This window comes from Pseudomonas sp. 13B_2.1_Bac1 (genome assembly GCF_025466155.1).
Lineage (GTDB): Bacteria > Pseudomonadota > Gammaproteobacteria > Pseudomonadales > Pseudomonadaceae > Aquipseudomonas > Aquipseudomonas aylmerensis.
This window is the reverse complement of the sequence record NZ_JANLOH010000115.1, coordinates 198,069-214,857: the sequence shown is the minus strand read 5'-3', so window position 1 is coordinate 214,857 and position 16,789 is coordinate 198,069. Positions and strand designations below refer to the sequence as shown.

Annotated in this window: 14 protein-coding genes; 6 read left to right on the top strand and 8 right to left on the bottom strand. The window is 61.8% G+C overall.

Going from position 1 to position 16,789, the window contains the following annotated elements:
• The first annotated feature begins 171 nt into the window (after positions 1-171).
• From NTD80_RS30890 to NTD80_RS30880, 3 genes are read left to right on the top strand one after another with little or no spacing between them, the layout of a single operon-like run.
• A complete protein-coding gene (locus NTD80_RS30890) occupies positions 172-831 on the top strand; it encodes a paraquat-inducible protein A (RefSeq protein WP_213554137.1) in 660 nt (219 codons plus the stop codon).
• On the top strand, positions 818-1,441 hold the full coding sequence (locus NTD80_RS30885; protein WP_065900398.1) for a paraquat-inducible protein A: 624 nt from the start codon (positions 818-820) through the stop codon (positions 1,439-1,441). The genes NTD80_RS30890 and NTD80_RS30885 overlap by 14 nt, the downstream gene beginning before the upstream one ends.
• Complete coding sequence (locus tag NTD80_RS30880) at positions 1,434-3,737, top strand: PqiB family protein (RefSeq protein WP_262135910.1); 2,304 nt, start codon at positions 1,434-1,436, stop codon at positions 3,735-3,737. Before NTD80_RS30885 ends, NTD80_RS30880 begins: the two co-directional genes overlap by 8 nt.
• 172 nt (positions 3,738-3,909) lie before the next feature.
• Here NTD80_RS30880 and mksF read toward each other — a convergent pair whose 3' ends face one another.
• Genes mksF through mksB form a run of 3 tightly spaced genes read right to left on the bottom strand, consistent with a single transcriptional unit; the run spans position 3,910 to position 8,736 of the window.
• Positions 3,910-6,750 carry an Mks condensin complex protein MksF gene (mksF, locus tag NTD80_RS30875; RefSeq protein WP_262135909.1) on the bottom strand — a complete coding sequence of 947 codons (2,841 nt, stop codon included), beginning with the start codon at positions 6,748-6,750 and terminating at the stop codon, positions 3,910-3,912.
• Positions 6,747-7,454, bottom strand: a complete 708-nt coding sequence (gene mksE, locus NTD80_RS30870; RefSeq protein WP_012722059.1) for an Mks condensin complex protein MksE — start codon at positions 7,452-7,454, stop codon at positions 6,747-6,749. The genes mksF and mksE overlap by 4 nt, the downstream gene beginning before the upstream one ends.
• A complete protein-coding gene (gene mksB, locus NTD80_RS30865; RefSeq protein ID WP_065900405.1) occupies positions 7,444-8,736 on the bottom strand; it encodes an Mks condensin complex protein MksB in 1,293 nt (430 codons plus the stop codon). Before mksB ends, mksE begins: the two co-directional genes overlap by 11 nt.
• Positions 8,737-8,923: 187 nt before the next feature.
• Between mksB and NTD80_RS30860 the strand changes: the two genes are divergently transcribed.
• Positions 8,924-9,667, top strand: a complete 744-nt coding sequence (locus tag NTD80_RS30860) for an energy transducer TonB (protein WP_262135916.1) — start codon at positions 8,924-8,926, stop codon at positions 9,665-9,667.
• Positions 9,660-10,112: a ribosomal protein S18-alanine N-acetyltransferase gene (gene rimI, locus NTD80_RS30855; protein ID WP_003188286.1), complete on the top strand. Its 453-nt coding sequence runs from the start codon at positions 9,660-9,662 to the stop codon at positions 10,110-10,112. Before NTD80_RS30860 ends, rimI begins: the two co-directional genes overlap by 8 nt.
• A gap of 81 nt (positions 10,113-10,193) precedes the next feature.
• Here rimI and NTD80_RS30850 read toward each other — a convergent pair whose 3' ends face one another.
• On the bottom strand, positions 10,194-10,598 hold the full coding sequence (locus NTD80_RS30850; RefSeq protein ID WP_106805246.1) for a serine kinase/phosphatase: 405 nt from the start codon (positions 10,596-10,598) through the stop codon (positions 10,194-10,196).
• A gap of 153 nt (positions 10,599-10,751) precedes the next feature.
• On the opposite strand from NTD80_RS30850, the gene can reads away from it, so the two are divergent.
• Positions 10,752-11,396 (top strand): carbonate dehydratase, encoded by a 645-nt coding sequence (gene can, locus NTD80_RS30845; RefSeq protein ID WP_262135908.1) that lies wholly within the window; start codon positions 10,752-10,754, stop codon positions 11,394-11,396.
• Here the strand turns inward: can and NTD80_RS30840 are convergent.
• From NTD80_RS30840 to NTD80_RS30825, 4 genes are all read right to left on the bottom strand, one after another.
• Entirely contained in the window at positions 11,393-11,917 is a 525-nt protein-coding gene (locus NTD80_RS30840; RefSeq protein ID WP_262135907.1) for an SET domain-containing protein-lysine N-methyltransferase, read from the bottom strand. The two genes, can and NTD80_RS30840, sit on opposite strands and share 4 nt — an antisense overlap.
• Before the next feature lie 146 nt (positions 11,918-12,063).
• Positions 12,064-13,233, bottom strand: coding sequence for a hypothetical protein (locus NTD80_RS30835; RefSeq protein WP_262135906.1), 1,170 nt, complete (start codon positions 13,231-13,233; stop codon positions 12,064-12,066).
• Between the two features lie 122 nt (positions 13,234-13,355).
• A complete protein-coding gene (gene acpA, locus NTD80_RS30830) occupies positions 13,356-15,056 on the bottom strand; it encodes an acid phosphatase (RefSeq protein ID WP_262135905.1) in 1,701 nt (566 codons plus the stop codon).
• A gap of 141 nt (positions 15,057-15,197) precedes the next feature.
• Complete coding sequence (locus NTD80_RS30825) at positions 15,198-16,616, bottom strand: short-chain fatty acid transporter (RefSeq protein ID WP_262135904.1); 1,419 nt, start codon at positions 16,614-16,616, stop codon at positions 15,198-15,200.
• Positions 16,617-16,789 lie beyond the last annotated feature (173 nt).

The window sequence follows — 16,789 nt, the reverse complement described above, 5'->3', positions numbered from 1 at the left end:
GTAAGTTGGCCGCCGCAGCCCCCGCCATCAGCTCAAGCCGTCCTAACCCCGCGACTCCCCCTATCCGGGATGTCCATGTGGGTCCCCAAGCCCCGACAAATTTGCACAGTTATTTCTGAACCAGACCACTAGAATAGGCACCTAACCTTTTTTAGAGTCAGAGCCCTATCTATGCCCGATCCGGTTGATGCCCCTGAGGTGTCGGATTTACCACTGGACGACCTGGTGGCATGCCATGAGTGCGACTTGCTGATGCGCAAACCCAAGCTTGCCCTTGGCGAAAAAGCCCAATGCCCGCGTTGCGGTTACGAGCTGTACGCTCACCGCCACAATGTCGTTGAGCGAAGTCTCGCCTTGGTGCTCGCGGCGCTGTTGCTGTACATCCCCGCGAACTTTTTGCCCATCATGCAGCTCAATCTACTCGGGCAGTCCTCGGAAGACACCGTGTGGAGTGGCGTGGTCGGCTTGTTTGATACCGGCATGCAAGGCGTCGCCGCCGTTGTCTTCCTGTGCAGCATGGGGATTCCCTTGCTCAAGCTGCTCTGCCAGCTCGCAGTCCTGCTCAGTATTCGTTGGAAGGTGGGCCGCAGCTATGGGCTGTTGCTGTACCGCATTTACCACCACCTCAAAGACTGGGGGATGCTGGAGGTCTACCTGATGGGCGTACTGGTGGCGATCGTAAAGCTCGCCGACATGGCCTCTATCACGGTCGGCTTGGGGCTCGTGTGTTTTGTCAGTCTATTAATGGTTCAGGTACTGCTTGAGGTGGTGATGTCGCCCCACCAGGTCTGGCAAGCGTTGTCAGGAGAGGATGATCATGCGGGCGATTGATGCAGGCATTCTGATTTGTACCGAATGCCACGAGTTGAACAAACAGGCAGCGGACACCGATGAGCAAACCTGCACTCGCTGCGGTGCGCTGATCCATGCCCGGCGTCCAAACAGCCTCACCCGCACCTGGGCGTTGTTGATCACGGCGGCCATTTTGTATATCCCCGCCAACCTGCTGCCTATCATGACCATCAATTCCCTCGGCCAGGGTGATCCCAGTACCATCATGGCCGGTGTGATCCAGTTGGTGCAGCACGGTATGTTTCCCATCGCGGCGGTGGTATTTATCGCCAGTATCCTGGTGCCCACGTTCAAGCTGGTAGGCATTGGCCTGCTACTGTTCTCTGTACAGCGCCACCAACCGCTGTCCGCGCAACAGCGCATTGTGATGTACCGCTTCATCGAATTCATTGGACGTTGGTCCATGCTGGATATCTTCGTGATCGCCATCCTGGTGGCGGTTGTAAACTTTGGGCGACTTGCCAGTGTCGAGGCAAACCTCGGCGCCGCGGCGTTCGCCAGTGTGGTGATCTTGACGATGCTTGCCGCAGTAACTTTCGATCCCCGACTGATTTGGGATAACACGGAGTCGGACGACGACCATGAGTGATTTGCCTAAAGCTAAAACCCGCCCGGCCTCCAACTGGTCGGCCATTTGGGTGTTACCCCTGATTGCCCTGATCATCGGCGGTTGGTTGGGGTGGCGCGCCTATTCCCAACAGGGCATCGAGATCCAGGTGCGCTTTGAAAGTGGCGAAGGTATCCAGGCCAACAAAACGGAAGTGGTCTACAAAGGCATGTCCGTGGGCAAGGTCAAGACCTTGGCCCTGGACGACGAGGGCAGTAACCGTGGGGTGATTGCCACCATTGAGATGAACAAGGACGTCGACCAATATCTCAAGACCAATACGCGCTTCTGGCTGGTCAAGCCGAGTGTCAGCCTCGCCGGTATTACAGGCCTGGAAACCTTGGTGTCGGGTAATTACATCGCCGCCAGCCCGGGTGATGGTGAGCCCACGCGCAAATTCAAGGCGCTCTCCGAAGAGCCGCCGTTGTCAGACGCCAAGCCCGGCCTGCACCTGACGATCAAGGCCGATCGCCTCGGCTCGCTGAACCGTGGCAGTCCAGTGTTCTATAAACAGATCCAGGTTGGCCAGGTCAAAAGCTATCTGCTTTCCGAGGACCAGAGCACCGTAGAGATCAAGGTCTACATCGAGCCGACCTACGCGAGCCTGGTGCGCAAACACACACGTTTCTGGAACGCCAGCGGCATCAGCATCGACGCCAACCTTTCCGGCGTGAAAGTACGCAGTGAATCGCTCTCCAGTATCGTCGCCGGCGGTATTGCCTTCGCCACGCCGGAGAACCGCAAGGACAGCCCGCCGACTGATCCGAGCCTGCCGTTCCGCTTGTATGAAGACTTCGACGCCGCCGCTGCTGGCATCAAGGTCAAGGTCAAACTCACCGACTTCGAAGGCCTGCAGGCTGGCCGTACGCCCGTCATGTACAAAGGCATCCAGGTCGGCAGCCTGAAAACCTTGAAGATCGACCCTGACCTGTCCAGCGCCAATGCCGAGTTGACGCTCGACCCATTGGCCGAAGACTACCTGGTGCAGGACACCCAGTTCTGGGTGGTCAAACCCTCCATCTCCCTGGCGGGCATCACCGGGCTGGAAGCCCTGGTCAAGGGTAACTACATCGCCATTCGCCCTGGTGACAAAGGCAGCGCGCCGCAACGCGAATTCGTTGCGCGGGCCAAGGCACCGCCGCTGGATCTGCGTTCCCCAGGCCTGCACATGGTGCTGTTCACTGACAACCTCGGCTCCCTGGATGTCGGTAGCCCGATTCTCTATAAACAGGTCAAGGTCGGTTCGGTGCAGAGCTATCAGTTCTCGCGCAAGAACAAGCAACTGGTGATCGGCGTTCATATCGAGAAGGAATACGAAAACCTGGTCAACGGCTCGACGCGTTTCTGGAATGCCAGCGGCGTCACCCTGACCGGCGGGCTCACTGGCGGCATCCAGGTGAAAAGTGAATCCCTGGCCAGCTTGATGGCCGGCGGTATCGCCTTCGAAACCCCGGAACCCAATGTGCCGCTGAAAAAGCGCATCCCGCGCTTCCGTCTCTTTGCCGATCGCGAGGCCGCCAATCAACGCGGCACCCTGGTGACCATCAAGGTCGACCGCGCCGATGGCATGCGTCCTGGCACCCCGGTGCGTTTCAAAGGCCTGGATGTCGGCAAGATCGAGAGCGTCGACCTGAGCGCCGATTTGCAGTCGGTGCTGCTCAGCGCGCGCATCACCCAAGTGGCGGATCGCATCGCGCGTGTCGGCAGCCAGTTCTGGGTGGTAAAGCCTGAGCTGGGCCTGATGAAAACCTCCAACCTGGAAACCCTGGTTACCGGGCAGTACATCGAGGTGCAGCCGGCGGCGAAAAATGCCGGTCCACAGAAGAGCTTTGTCGCGCTGGATCAGCCGCCTGAAGCGGTCCACCAAGAGGCAGGCCTGAGCCTGACACTCAGTGCCGCACGGCGTGGTTCGTTGAAAGAAGGCGTACCGGTGACTTACCGCGAAGTCACCGTGGGCAAAGTCACCGGCTACGAGTTGGGCCAGACCGCCGACCGCGTGCTGATCCACATCCTGATCGAGCCGAAGTACGCGCCGCTGGTACGCGGTGGCAGCCGCTTCTGGAACACCAGCGGTTTCGGTCTCGATTTTGGCCTGTTCAAAGGCGCGACGGTACGCACCGAGTCGTTGGAGACCCTGGTCTCCGGCGGTATCGCTTTCGCCACGCCAGACGGCGAGCGCATGGGCAACGCCGCACGGCCGCAGCAAACCTTTCCGCTGTTCGACAAGTTCGAAGAGGAATGGCTGACTTGGGCGCCTAAAATTCCGCTCGGCAAGTAAACCGAGGCGAGGCTATCGCGGGCAAGCCCGGCTCCCACATTCGACTGCATTCCTATAGGAAAACCCGGTCAACAGTGGGAGCCGGGCTTGCCCGCGATGAGACCCTCAGCAACACCAAAAAAAAGGCCGCGATCCATAAGATCGCGGCCTTTTTGCATTTCACTGCAGCCGATCAGACTTCATCCAGCTCCGGCTCGTCCGCCTGCACATTCACCGTCGCCTTCACCACATCGTGACGACGGATGTACTTCCAGTCCGCCTCATCAATGTAGATCCCATTCGGCCCGCTACCGCCTTCCAGGTCGATCGCCACTTGCGCAGACACTTGCGGTTTCACACTGGCGAGAATCGGCACAAAGCCCAATTGCAGACTGGTTTCGAGCAGCGCTGCCTGGTTCTTTTCATCGATATCCGCGGCCTCGTCGAGGTAGTACGGCAAGCGCACGCGCCCGGCCTGGTCACGGTCCATCAAGTGCAGCAACAAGTACATGTTGGTCAGTGCCTTGATGGTCATGGTGGTGCCGTTGGATGCCGCGCCGTCGATGTCGGTGTGGATCACCGGCTGGCCATGCACCTTGGTGATCTCGAACGCCAGTTCGAACAGGTCCTTGAGGCCCAGCTGGTTATGGTTGGCGGCCACCAGGCGGGCCAGGTATTCCTTGGCCTCTTCGTTCTTGTTGTCCTGCTCGGCGCTCTGGCTGAGGTCGAACACCGACAGGGTCTCGCCTTCTTCATACTGACCGGCACTGTGGATGATCTGGTCGATATGCTTGAGGGCTTCCTTGTTCGGCGCCAGCACGATGCGGAAGCTTTGCAGGTTGGACACCTGGCGCTTGTTGATCTCGCGGTTGAACAGCGCCAGCTGGTGTTCCAGGCTGTCGTAGTCACTGCGGATATTGCGCAGGGTCCGCGCGATGTCGGTCACCGCCGCACGGCGGGCCTTGCCCAGGGTCAGGGCTTCGTCGGTGCGGTGGGCATAGGCGTTGATCAGCAGTTGCAGGCGACGTTCGACGTCATCCTCGCTGTCGAACTTGGCCACGCCCTTGAGGCGCACCTGGGCGTACAGCGCTTCGATCTGGCCATCAGCGCGCAGCAGGCCTTGCCAGCTGTCCTGATAGTCATTGAGCAGCGGCAGCAGGTTGTCCATGGAGTCGTCGACCGGGTCCATGAACGGCGTGCCGAATGGCAAGTCTGCTGGCAACAGCTGGCGGCGGCGCAGTGCGTCGTCGAGGGTGCGTTGCTTGGCTTCCATATCACCGATTTGCCGGCCGACCAGTTGCAGCTTGGCCGACAGTTGCTGGACACGCTCGGTGAAGGCATCACTGGAGCGCTTCAGCTCATCCTGCGCGGCTTCCATCTGCGCCAGGCTTTCCAGTTTCTCGTCTTCTTCGGCGCTCAGGGTGTGCGCGCGGCGGAAGTCTTCCAGCGCCTTCTGCGCGTCCAGCACCTGCTGATACAGCGCCTCGGTCTGAGTCTTGCTCGCGGCGCGGTCAGAGGCTACGGCCTGCTGGGTTTTGAGTTGCTTGAGTTCTTTTTCCAGGCGCTCTTTCTGGTCGCGCAGTGCCGCGCGATCCGCCAGGGCCTGCAAGGCCGGTGGCTCGATGTGCGAGATGTCGATGGACAGGCCCGGCACTTCGAAGCGCTCGCCCTTGAAGCCATCGAGGATCAGCTCCAGGGATTTGACCCACTGCCCGTCCTCGTCCAGCGTGATGCCATGCTCACCCAATGGCAGGCTGAACAACGAACTGTTGAACAGGCGCATCAGGCGCTCGACATCCTGCTGTGAGAATTCTTCGCGCAGTTTGGCGTAGCTGTTGTTGTCCGCATGATCGAGCTGCTGCTTGACCGACTTCAGGCGTTTTTCCAGGTCGCGCAAGCGCTCGTCGAGATCTTCGGCGCTGAACTGCCGCGACTGCGCCAGGGCGCCCGCCAGTTCGTCGTGAGCATCCTTGGCCGCCAGCAGTTGCTGCTCGAGCACCTTGACGTCATCCACCAGGGCGAAGCGATGCTTGAGCACCGACAGCTCACCCAGCCAGCGCTGGATGCCGCTGATCTCGCGCTCCAGGCGCATCAGCTCCTGGGTGCCGCCACGCTGGTCGTTCTGCAGCGCATCCTGCTCGTTGCGGTAGTGTTCGGCCTGGATCGTCAGCTCTTCCTTGCGTGCACTGGCGTAGTCCGACCAGGTGCCCAGCAGCGAGTCCAGCAGCGGCGACAGCCGATGCAGCTTGCCGCGCAGGATGTCGCGCTGTTTCACGCCATTGGAGAGCGCCTCGACCAGCGGGCCGGCGGCCACCAGCGAGTGGTAGTCCTGTTCCATGCGTCGCACGTCGCGGAAGGCTTCTTCGCACGCCGCGATGTAGTCCACGCTGCCCGAACGCAAGCTGTGTTCGAATGCATCGAGAAATAGCTGCTTGAGCTTGGCCGCGGTGATTTCGCGCATGTGCAGCAGGTTGATAAACAGCGCGCGGAAGGTCTTCAGGCTCTGCTCGCTGGTGGAACGCAGCGGGATCAAGGTCAAGTCCAGCGGGATCGACGTATGACCGCCGACCAGCAAACGGCGCAGTTCATCCGGCTTGAGTTCGTAGGCTTTCAGGCCTTCGCGCTCAAGGTTGGTGAACAGCTCTTTCTGGCGCAGGCAGGTATCGTTCTTCTGGTAATGCGCCAGGTCGAGCTTGCCGGCATAGGCAAAGAACTGGTGACCGAAACCGCCGCCCGGACCGCGCCCGACCACGCCGATCACGTGAGGGCCGTGGGGCAGGGACACTTCCACGAGGATGTAGCTGGTGTCGGTGGCGAAGTAAAAGCGCCGCGATTGTTCCAGGGTGTACTTGCCGAAACTCATGTCCGACATGCGCGCCAGGATCGGGAACTGCAGGGCGTTGATCGAGGCGGATTTACCCAGGTTGTTCGCGCCATACACCGACAGCGGCTCTTCCAGCGGGAACAGGCCCAAGCTGTAGCCGGCGGTGTTCAATAGGGCAAAGCGGCGGATGCCGTAGCGTTCCTTGCTCATGCATCGGTCTCCTGTTCTTCGGCAATGGCGCGGGCCAGGGCGTCTTCTTCGCTTTCGTCGGCAAAGTCGCTGAGATCCAGCGGGTCATCGGTCTTCAGCAGTTTTTCATCGCTGTCTTCGTCGATGATCACCGGTGCCGGCAGCGGCAACACGCTGTGCACGCTGGCGGCGAGGTCGCGGTCCTGTTGCACCGACAGGCACACATCGAGGAAGCGGTGCATCGGCGGCAGGAAGCGATAGATACCGTTGTCTTCGCTGGCAAAACCCAGTTGGGTCATGCGGCGCATGATTTTTTCTTCGAGCTCTTCCTGGGTCTGCACTTCGGCCTGGATAAAAAGGTCGCGGTACTTCTCCAGCAGCGATGGCAGTTCATCGCGGCCGAGGCTGCCACCGTCGAGCACGGCGATCGGGTCACGGCCCTGGTCGGCCAGGTGCTCGACGATGATGAAGGTGAACAACGCCAGGCGCTGGGCAGTCTTGTTGACCTGTGCGCTGGCAATCGCCGAGTCCGGCACGAAGTAGTAGAAACCACGGGTGTCACACACCAGCTCAAAGCCCAGGGCCTTGAACAGCGTGCGGTACTGGTCCTGGAAGTTCGACAGTTGCGCGTACAGTTCCGGGTCGCGGCGGCTGACGTGGTAACCCTTGAACAGCTCGCGGAAGATCGGCGCCAGCTGGGACAGTTCGGATAGATCAAGATGCATGCGAAGTCCTTACATTAGCGGTGCTCGCAGAGTTCTCGGCGGCGTCGGGCGTAGCCGGGAGCAGGGCGAATGAGCGCAGGCTGACCTGGTGCTCGTGCGTGTGGTAATCGCGGCGTTCCAGGCGTTCGCGCTTGAAGCGTTTTTCGCGGGACAGGCGTGAGAACCAGTACAGCAATTCGTCGGTGGCACCGTCCGGTTCCTGCTCCAGCAGCCAGGTCATCAGGTCCGGCATCGGCAGCGCGTCTTCGCAGCGCTCGAGCATTTCCTTGACCGTGCGCGGTGCACGCTGGGCGTCGCCCTTGTGGGATTTGTGCGCCTTGGGGAAACGCGCCGGTTTCGGCTCGAAATTCGCCAGGGCATACACATAGGCCTCGACCTGGCTGGCGCTGCCGAGGAAGGTGCTTTGCGGCCGGGTAAACATCGGCATCGCCGCCTGCGGCACGGCGTCCAGGCCCTTGCGGCGGATGGCCGACAAGGCCAGCGCCGCGCCACGGGTCACGGCGTTGTGCCGGCGCGCTTCTTCGCGCAGCGGCAGCAGCAGCTCGCGGGCATGGCGCAACGTCAGCTGGGCGCTGGTCTGCATTTCGAGGATGCGCGCGTGGGTGCGCAGCAGCATGTCGTCGTCCACCAGGTGGCCGAGGCGCTGCTGCTCGGTGAGCATGCGCAACAGCACGTTCTCGACCTTGCGCACGCCTTGTTCGAAGGCGCCGTCGGCGTTCACCAGCTGGATCATCGGTTCGACGTATTCATCCCAGGTCGCCAGTACTTCGGCGTAGCGCTGGCGCAACGGGATCTGCCGGTCGCTGGTCTTGGCGCGGTCGGCCACGGCGGCGAGGGCCTGTTCGTCGTTGGCGAGTTTTTTCAGCACGTCGCGCACGCGCATATCCAGCAGGCGCAGTTGGCGGGCCAGGTCATGGCCATCACGGATGTCGAAGGCGTCCTGGATGTAACCGGCCAGGCGCTCGAGGTGGCGCAGGTAGGCTTCGATTTCCAGGCACAGGCCAAGCCGGTGCTCCTTGCGAAGATAGGCGAGGAAGTCATGGATCTGGGCGTTGAGCTCGAAACGGTTCGGGCTCTTGGCGACAGGCACCAGGATATCCAGGCGAATCCACACGTCCAGCAGGCTGGTGATGTCCTGGGGCGTGCTGTCCAGTTGTTGGGCGGCCAGTTGCGCACGCAGCTCGCCGAGGCTCAGGGTGCCTTGGTCGAAGTGTTCGCACAGTGGCTCGAGTAGGGCCCAGTGTTCGGCGAGGGCGCGCAGGACGCGCTTGGGTTCGATCATGGGAATGGCCGGCTGGTTGGCGATTAAAAGTCGCGATTGTACTGCATCGGACGCGGGATTTATCCACAGCCGGTCAGTGCGCAGTGGGCGATTGTTACCGAACAGCGGTAGAATCCCCGCTCTTAACTTATCCACAAGTGGCCGAGCTGTGCTTATCGAGTCCCGACGTCGCGCTTACTTGACCGCCATGCAGGTGGTCAATTGGCTGCCCCGCACCGAACTGCCGTTTGCCGCGCCGTCGCGGCCCGAGCTGCTGGAGGCGTTCGAGCCCTATGAGGCCTTGGAAGCGTCCGGCGAGGAGGCTGCCGCGCCGGTCGCGGTGGTCAAGCCCGCTCCCGAGGCGCGTGCGGCGGTCGAGCGGGCCAAGATCGAAGTGCCACGCCCGTCACCGGTGGCCAAGCCGGTGGTGGCCGAAGAAGCCGCGCCGGTGGTCAAGGCTGCGGTGGTGCCGCCGCCGCGTTTTGCCCTGCAATTGCTGCGCGCCGGGCGTTGCCTGCTGCTGGTGGAATTGCCCACCGGCGAGCGTTTCCAGACGCGCGATCCTGCCTACATGCTGCTCAAGGACATGCTGCGCGCCGCCGGCCTGCCCGACAGTCCGCAGATCGTCGGCGATCCGGTGCGCTGGCCGCTGTTGGTACGCGGCACCATGGACCAGGGCCCGGAAGCCGCGCGGGATTTTGTCCAGGGTTTTGTCTCGGCGCGCCTGGAGGATGAACCCTGCGTGTGCCTGTGGCTGATCGGGCTGCCCGCCGTACGGTTTGCCGGCGAAGCGAATGCCGAGTCCTGGTACCGCGAGCTGCAGGTCGAGGGCCTGGGCTCGGTGTGGGCCCTGCCGGGCCTGGAATTATTAATGGAAGAGCCACAGCGTAAGGCTGATGTCTGGCAAGCCATGCGCCGGCTGATGGCGCGCTGGAAAACAACCGATGAGTGAGGCTTTATCCTTCCGCCCGATGACCGAGGCTGACCTCGACGCCGTGCTGAAAATCGAATACGCGGCGTTCAGCCATCCCTGGACCCGCGGGATCTTTCTCGACGGGCTGGGCAAGTACCAGATCTGGCTGATGTTCGAAGGCGAGCAGCAGGTGGGCCACGGCGTGGTGCAGATCATCCTCGATGAGGCGCATTTGCTGAACATCACCGTCAAACCGGAAAACCAGGGGCGTGGCCTCGGCCTGGCGCTGCTGGAACACCTGATGTCCCGCGCCTATGCCGCCAATGCCCGCGAATGTTTCCTGGAAGTGCGCGACAGCAATACCGGCGCGTTTCGCCTGTATGAACGCTATGGCTTCAATGAAATCGGCCGTCGTCGGGATTATTACCCGGCAGTGGGTGGCCGTGAAGATGCGGTCGTGATGGCCTGCACCCTGGTCGATTGATGCAAGAGCCCGGCTTGCCGGCGATGGCGATCTCAACGACGCACTCGCCGGCAAGCCGGGCTTCTACAGGTTGACGGTGTATCAGCGGTTGCCGTCTACCGGGTCGATATCCGCCAGCTCAGCCTCATCCAGGCCATTGCCGCCGCCAATCTCGTCTTCATCGACGATGCTCAGGTCCCAATCCGCCTGCTCACCTTCGCCGGCTTCCTGGGCATCCCGCGCGCCGTCCTCATGGATCAGCGTCTCCGGGCTCATGTCATCGTCCGTCGACTCATGATCATCGGTTGAAGCCCCGGTCAATCCGGCCTCGCGCACCCGCTCGTCGGGCATCAGGTGCTCACGCTCACGGCGGGGGATTTCCTCGCCGATCTCCGCCGTCGGCTCTTCCTGGTCAAAGTCCAGCTCGCGCATCTCGCCCATGCGGTCTTCGTTGTCATCAATCGGTTCCGGCTGCGTAGCGCCGTAGGGACGTCGTGATTCAGTCATGGCCAATCCTCATACTGTGGGGCTTATAGTGTGTGGACAGGCGTCGTTCGCTAAAGATTCAAGCTAATTGGCAATCGGTATTCTTTCGCGGCGGCGTGACCCGGACGAGCGGTCGTCTGTCAAAGCTGCGCATCATTCCTGAGGCTTTCCCTGATGAACGAACTACAAGACCTGCTTGATAACAATGAACGCTGGGCGGATGCGATCAAACAGGAAGATCCCGAATTCTTCGCCAAGCTCGCCCGCCAGCAGACCCCGGAATACCTGTGGATCGGCTGCTCCGACGCCCGCGTACCGGCCAACGAGATCGTCGGCATGCTGCCGGGCGATCTGTTCGTGCACCGCAACGTGGCCAACGTGGTGCTGCACACCGACCTCAATTGCCTGTCGGTGATCCAGTACGCCGTCGACGTACTCAAGGTCAAACACATCCTCGTCACTGGCCATTATGGCTGCGGCGGCGTGCGCGCCTCGATGCAGGACCGCCAGTTCGGCCTGATCGATGGCTGGTTGCGCACCATTCGCGACCTCTACTACGAAAACCGTGACGTGCTGGCGCAGTTGCCTACCGAAGAGGAGCGCGTCGACCGTCTGTGCGAGCTCAACGTGATCCAGCAAGTCGCCAACGTCGGCCACACCAGCATTGTGCAAAATGCCTGGCACCGTGGGCAGAGCCTGTCGATCCATGGCTGCATCTATGGCATCAAGGACGGCCGCTGGAAGAGCTTGAACACCACCATCAGTGGTTTAGAGCAACTGCCGCCGCAGTATCGCCTGCGCCCCTTGGGCGAAGCCTAAGGCCGTTTGCGCTCGCGCCACTGCACCATGAACTGCTGGCCCTCGGCATTCAGGGGTTCGTCGCGACCGGTGATCCAGCCCCGGCAGTTCAGTTCGCCGCATTGGCACTTGAACTGCCGGAACAACGCATCCTCGGTGCTGGCGTAATCCAGGGTCAACAGGGTGCCGGCGCCTATGGGCTGTACGGTCCAGAGTTCCAGGTAGGTGGTGTCGAAAAACACATTCGGATTGCACGAGTGCCTGAGCAGGCCGCAGAACCAGCAGTCGTATAAATGGATGCGCGGCGACAGTTGCAACGTGTGCGGGCGCCGCTCGCTCACGGCGTAGCCGGAGACCTGGGCAATTCGCATGCGCCCGTCAAACGCGATGCGTGCCTTGACCCCGCTGCCGGTACTGTCGCTACCCTGCATGACCTGGAAATGCTGGTACGACGGATAGCCTTGCTCAACGAGCAGTGTCTTGAAGGGGTACAGGCAGTCATTTGCCGCCGTTTTAGCCTTATCCATGGCCTGAGTTTTCATGACTCTCCTTGGTGGGCTGCATGGACCTGCGGATGGTGGCTGACTACCAGTCTTGCAGCAGATGGGGGCGGCACAAGATTCGCCGAAGATCGATCCGCTGGCTACTGTCAAACCTGACAGTAGCCAGCGGATTTTTTTTGTGCGGTTTATAGGGCGGGGACGCTTATTTCCGGGGCGGGGGCGGCATTCTTCAGCTGCCTGAGCTGCGCTTTGATCGCGGGCGTGGCGCATTTGGCATTCGCCTTTTCCGGCGACAGGTTGCGCACCGAGGTATAGAACAGCTCGCAGGTCTGCTCCTTGCGCGTGACCTGCCACGTGTTCATGCAGGCCTTGAGCAGCACATTGGGATCACTCGCCGGTTTCTGGCCCATCCCGGCCTGCCAGCAGGCTGCGCTCAGGTCCTGGCCCATCACCGTCAGGCCGGCTTCATCGGCTTTCTGTTCATTGCCGTCATAGCTGGCCGGGTCCGCCGCATACCAGATGTAGCTCGGGTGATTGGCGCCCAGTACCGAGACACTCTTGCCTGCGGCCGGGCTGATCTGCACAAGGCCCAGTACCGCCACGGACGGCCCGTATTGTTGCTTGACCCAGGCGCGCACCGGCGAACCGAACGCCACCATCGGTAACGAGCCGTTGGCCGGCAGGCTCAGCTCCCGGACCATGCGCGTCTGGTAGTCGGTGAAGTAGCCATAGACGTTTTCCAGGTCCTTGCCCGCCGTGGAAGGGGCTGCAATGGGCGCGATATCGATGATGGTCTGGTAGGCCGGGGTTTCGCCGGCCGGCACGCCATTGTCGGTGAGCAACGTGGCCCAGCGGTCGGAGGTGGCCGATTCCAGGTAGTCCTGGGCCAGGGTCAGCGAGTAATCCGGAGGGAAGTGCAGCAACTCGATGCTCTTGCGCTTTTCCAGGGCCATGCCCAGCGGCAGGAACAGGTACCAGTTGTAGGCCCACTTGCCGTCGCTGTTGAGCTTGCTGGCGCCCTGGTAGGCGAGGTCGGCGGTGTCGAGCAGTGCGGTGAGTGGCTTGCCATAGTCGTCGGGCACACCGCTGAAGGTGGCCGAGACCTGGCCGTCATGCGTCTTCACACTGACCTTGGCCCGACTGTAACCGTCACGCTGCAGGCTCTGGTTCAGGTAATGCTCCACGGTCTGCTCCAGCGTCCATGGCCGAAAGCAGATCACGTTGCAATTGTTGGGGAAGGCGAACAACTGGGTGACGCGTTGCGTGCTGCCCAGTGGTACCTCGATATCAGCCTGTACGACCGCACTCGCCAGCAGTGCGGCCAGGGTGCAGGACAGCCTGGTCGGTTTAAACATGCTTGATTCCTTGTCAGCGAAGGCCCGTCTGCGCGGGATGAAAGCGCCACCCCTCAAACAGTAGCGGCTGACCAGGAAAACGCGTGCTAAATCGCCAGGCGTGTCGCTATTGGATAAGAAACCTACACGTTGAACTGCAATGCATTGCTCAGGTCACCCATGGGTTTCTGGCCGCGGGCGATCATCGCGTCATCGCGCTGCTTGAGACCGTCGAGCGTCTCCAACTGGAAAACCCGCGTAATCAGCCGCAGGATCGACGCGGTGTCGTAGACCGTATGGTCGACCGTGCCTTTGCGAGCAAAGGGTGAGACCACCAGTGCTGGAATCCGCGTGCCCGGGCCCCAGCGGTCGCCCTTGGGCGGCGCCACGTGGTCCCACCAGCCGCCGTTTTCATCGACTGTCACCACCACCACCATGTTTTTCCACTGCGGGCTTTCCTGCAACACCTTCAACGCACGGGCGATATGCCGGTCGCCCGAGGCCACGTCGGCATAGCCGGCGTGCATATTCAGGTTGCCCTGCGGCTTGTAGAAACTCACGGCCGGCAGCTTGCCCGCCTGGGCGTCGGCGAAGAACTTGTTGGTGCTGGACTCATCGCCCAAGCCGCCGTCACGCAGACGCTTGTCACGCTCTGCGCGGTGCTCGGGGCCTTGCTGCTTGAAGTAGTTGAACGGCTGGTGGTGATACTGGAAGTTGGGGATTTTCGGGATGCCGCCCGAATCCTTGAACTGCTCCAGCGTGGCCTGCCATGCGCCGGCGTACCAGGCCCAGTCGATGTTCTTTTCCGACAGCTTGTCGCCGATGTGCTCGTGGGTTTGCGGCACCAGCACGTTGGGCAGGTCGGGTTTGGAATAGTCCGGGTTTTCCGGGTCGCGGATCCAGGTCGGCCAGTAGGGCGGAGCCAAGGTGTTCACGCCGTAGCCGTCCGGCGTCAGCGCACTGGGGCCGAACTGCGGCGGGCCGGTCATGGCGCTGGCCGGGGACTTGTCCAGCGGCTTGAGGCGCGGGTCGGTGGGGTCCTCGCTTTGCAGCGTGGCAATCTGCGCCTTGGCCACCGATTGCGCGGCATTTGGATAAAACGGCGCGGTCGCGCTGATCAGGTATTGGTGGTTGAGGAACGAGCCGCCGAACGCGCCCTGGAAGAAGTTATCGCAGAGCACGAACTCCTTAGCCACGTCCCACAGGCGCAGGGAATAGCGGCTCTGCGCGTAATGGCCCATCACCAGGCCGCCGGAATCGCCCCAGGCGACGAAACCGTCATTCTTGCCGCCGTTGATCTGCATCTGGTTCTGGTAGAACACGTGCCACAAGTCGCGGGTCACCAGGCTCAGGGGCAGGTCCTCGGCATTTGGACCCTTGAGGGCGAACGGCGCGTTGGGCAGGTTTTCCTGGAACTGCACCTCGTTGGGGTAAGTCACCCCATCCACGCTTTGCGGGCCGACTTGCAGCACGCCGCCCCAAGCCGGGGGCAGGGTGGTCAACAGATTGCCATCGCGATCGCGCTGCTGGTATTGGGCGGCGGAAAGGGCCGACAGCGGCTTCTCCAGGCCGGGGAAATCCGCAAACAGGTTGTTGAAGCTGCGGTTCTCGGCGTAGATCACCACCACGGTTTTCACCTGGTCGCGCAACGCCTTATCCAACTCCTGCGGGGTCAGTGGCCGCGTCACCGGCTTGCCCGGGGCTTCGCCGGTATTGCCACAAGCACTCAAGGTCGCGCCGACCCCCAATACCGCCGCGCCCCCGAGGAAGCGCCGGCGGCTGGTGTCTACCGGCGGTTGGGCTGCGGAATCTGGGGCAGGGCGGTCTTCGTGCTCGTCACTCATTGCGGGGAGTCCTTGCTAGAGATTGTTGCAAGATATTTCGCAGGACGGTAGCAACGCAATGTGACGGAATTAAGTCAGCTACAAGCTACCAGCATGAGGCTTGAGGCTTGAGGCTTGAAGCTTGAAGCTTGTAGCTGTGACCTAAGGGATGACAGGGGGTAGATATTTCAGTGTCGTCCCGAGCGCCCATAGCAGGAACAATACCAGCGGCGTGTGTACCAGCAGTTGCACGAACGAAAAGCCGATCAAGTCTCGCGCCTTCAGCCCCAATACCCCGAGCAGCGGCAGCATGTAGAACGGGTTGATCAGGTTCGGCAGCGCCTCGGCCGCGTTGTAGATCTGCACCGACCAGCCCAGGTGGTATTGCAGGTCGTTGGCCACTTGCATCACGTAGGGCGCTTCGATGATCCACTTGCCGCCGCCCGACGGGATGAAGAAGCCCAGCACCGCCGAGTACACGCCCATCAGCAGGGCGTAGGTGTCATGGGAGGCGATGGAGGTGAAGAAAGTCGAGATATGGTGCGCCAGGGTCTGGCCGTCGCCGCCCTTGACCACCGTCATCAGGGCGGCGATCGAGCCGTACAGCGGGAACTGGATCAGCACCCCGGTGGTGGTCGGCACGGCGCGGGCCACTGCGTCGAGGAAGCTGCGCGGGCGCCAGTGCAGCAGGGCGCCGACCATGATGAACAGGAAGTTGTAGGTGTTCAGCCCGGAGATCGCACTGATCGCCGGTTTGGTCGAGAACTCATGGAACAGCCAGCCGGCCGCCAGCAGCGCCAGCAGGATGGTCAGGAGTGGGCTGTGTTCCAGCCATTCGCCCGGGCGAGTGGGAGGCTGCGGCTTGGGCAGGTTGAAGGCCGGGTCGACGCCGCAGGCCTTGGCGTCACGCGCGCTGTTCGGGCCCGGGGCGGTGGCGTAGGCGATGATCAGCGAGACCACGATCAGCGCCAGCAGCAACACGCCGGATTGCCACAGGAAGATGGTCTCGGTGAACGGGATCATCCCGGTGATCGACAGGATCGACGGCGGCAAGCTGGCCGGGTTGGCCTGCAGTTGCGCGGCCGACGACGACAGCCCCAGCGCCCACACCGCGCCCAGGCCCAGATAGGCCGCCGCACCGGCTGCGCGGTAGTCCATGCGCAAGTCCGTACGACGCGCCAGTGCGCGCACCAGCAAACCGCCGAACACCAGGGACAAGCCCCAGTTGAGCAGCGACGCCACCATCGAAATCAACGCCACCCAGGCCACGGCGGAGCGGCCGTTCTTCGGGATGCGCGCCAGGCGGTCGATCAGCTTGACCGCCGGCGGCGAGCTGGCAACCACGTAGCCGCCGATTACCACGAAGGCCATCTGCATGGTGAACGGAATCAGGCTCCAGAACCCATCACCAAAGGCCTTGGCGGCCTCGGTCGGCGCGGCGCCCATGCCCAGGGTCGCCACGGCGACGATGATCACGGCGAGGGCGGCGAACACCCAGGAGTCGGGGAACCAGCGTTCGGCGAAATTGGAACAACGCAGGGCAAATCGGGCATAGCGGCTTTCTTCGATAGCATCGGCCACGAGTCTTTCCTCTTGTATTTATTATGGTGTTGGCAGTTTTACGGCATGTTCCGCTACGGCCATTCATATGGGAATGCAGTTATCTTCATCGATCCATGAGGAAAACAAATATATCTGCCGCGATTGCCATCATCCGGCCCAGCTCATAACCTGCACGCCATTTTGTTTGTCTG

Bases quoted from the DNA above. Each gene is read 5' to 3' on its own strand.
- can (WP_262135908.1), top strand. From the start codon at position 10,752: ATGAACGAACTACAAGACCTGCTTGATAACAATGAACGCTGGGCGGAT.
- NTD80_RS30885 (WP_065900398.1), top strand. From the start codon at position 818: ATGCGGGCGATTGATGCAGGCATTCTGATTTGTACCGAATGCCACGAG.
- rimI (WP_003188286.1), top strand. From the start codon at position 9,660: ATGAGTGAGGCTTTATCCTTCCGCCCGATGACCGAGGCTGACCTCGAC.
- NTD80_RS30840 (WP_262135907.1), bottom strand. From the start codon at position 11,917: ATGAAAACTCAGGCCATGGATAAGGCTAAAACGGCGGCAAATGACTGC.
- NTD80_RS30850 (WP_106805246.1), bottom strand. From the start codon at position 10,598: ATGACTGAATCACGACGTCCCTACGGCGCTACGCAGCCGGAACCGATT.
- mksB (WP_065900405.1), bottom strand. From the start codon at position 8,736: ATGATCGAACCCAAGCGCGTCCTGCGCGCCCTCGCCGAACACTGGGCC.
- NTD80_RS30860 (WP_262135916.1), top strand. From the start codon at position 8,924: ATGCAGGTGGTCAATTGGCTGCCCCGCACCGAACTGCCGTTTGCCGCG.
- NTD80_RS30880 (WP_262135910.1), top strand. From the start codon at position 1,434: ATGAGTGATTTGCCTAAAGCTAAAACCCGCCCGGCCTCCAACTGGTCG.
- mksE (WP_012722059.1), bottom strand. From the start codon at position 7,454: ATGCATCTTGATCTATCCGAACTGTCCCAGCTGGCGCCGATCTTCCGC.
- NTD80_RS30835 (WP_262135906.1), bottom strand. From the start codon at position 13,233: ATGTTTAAACCGACCAGGCTGTCCTGCACCCTGGCCGCACTGCTGGCG.
- acpA (WP_262135905.1), bottom strand. From the start codon at position 15,056: ATGAGTGACGAGCACGAAGACCGCCCTGCCCCAGATTCCGCAGCCCAA.
- mksF (WP_262135909.1), bottom strand. From the start codon at position 6,750: ATGAGCAAGGAACGCTACGGCATCCGCCGCTTTGCCCTATTGAACACC.
- NTD80_RS30890 (WP_213554137.1), top strand. From the start codon at position 172: ATGCCCGATCCGGTTGATGCCCCTGAGGTGTCGGATTTACCACTGGAC.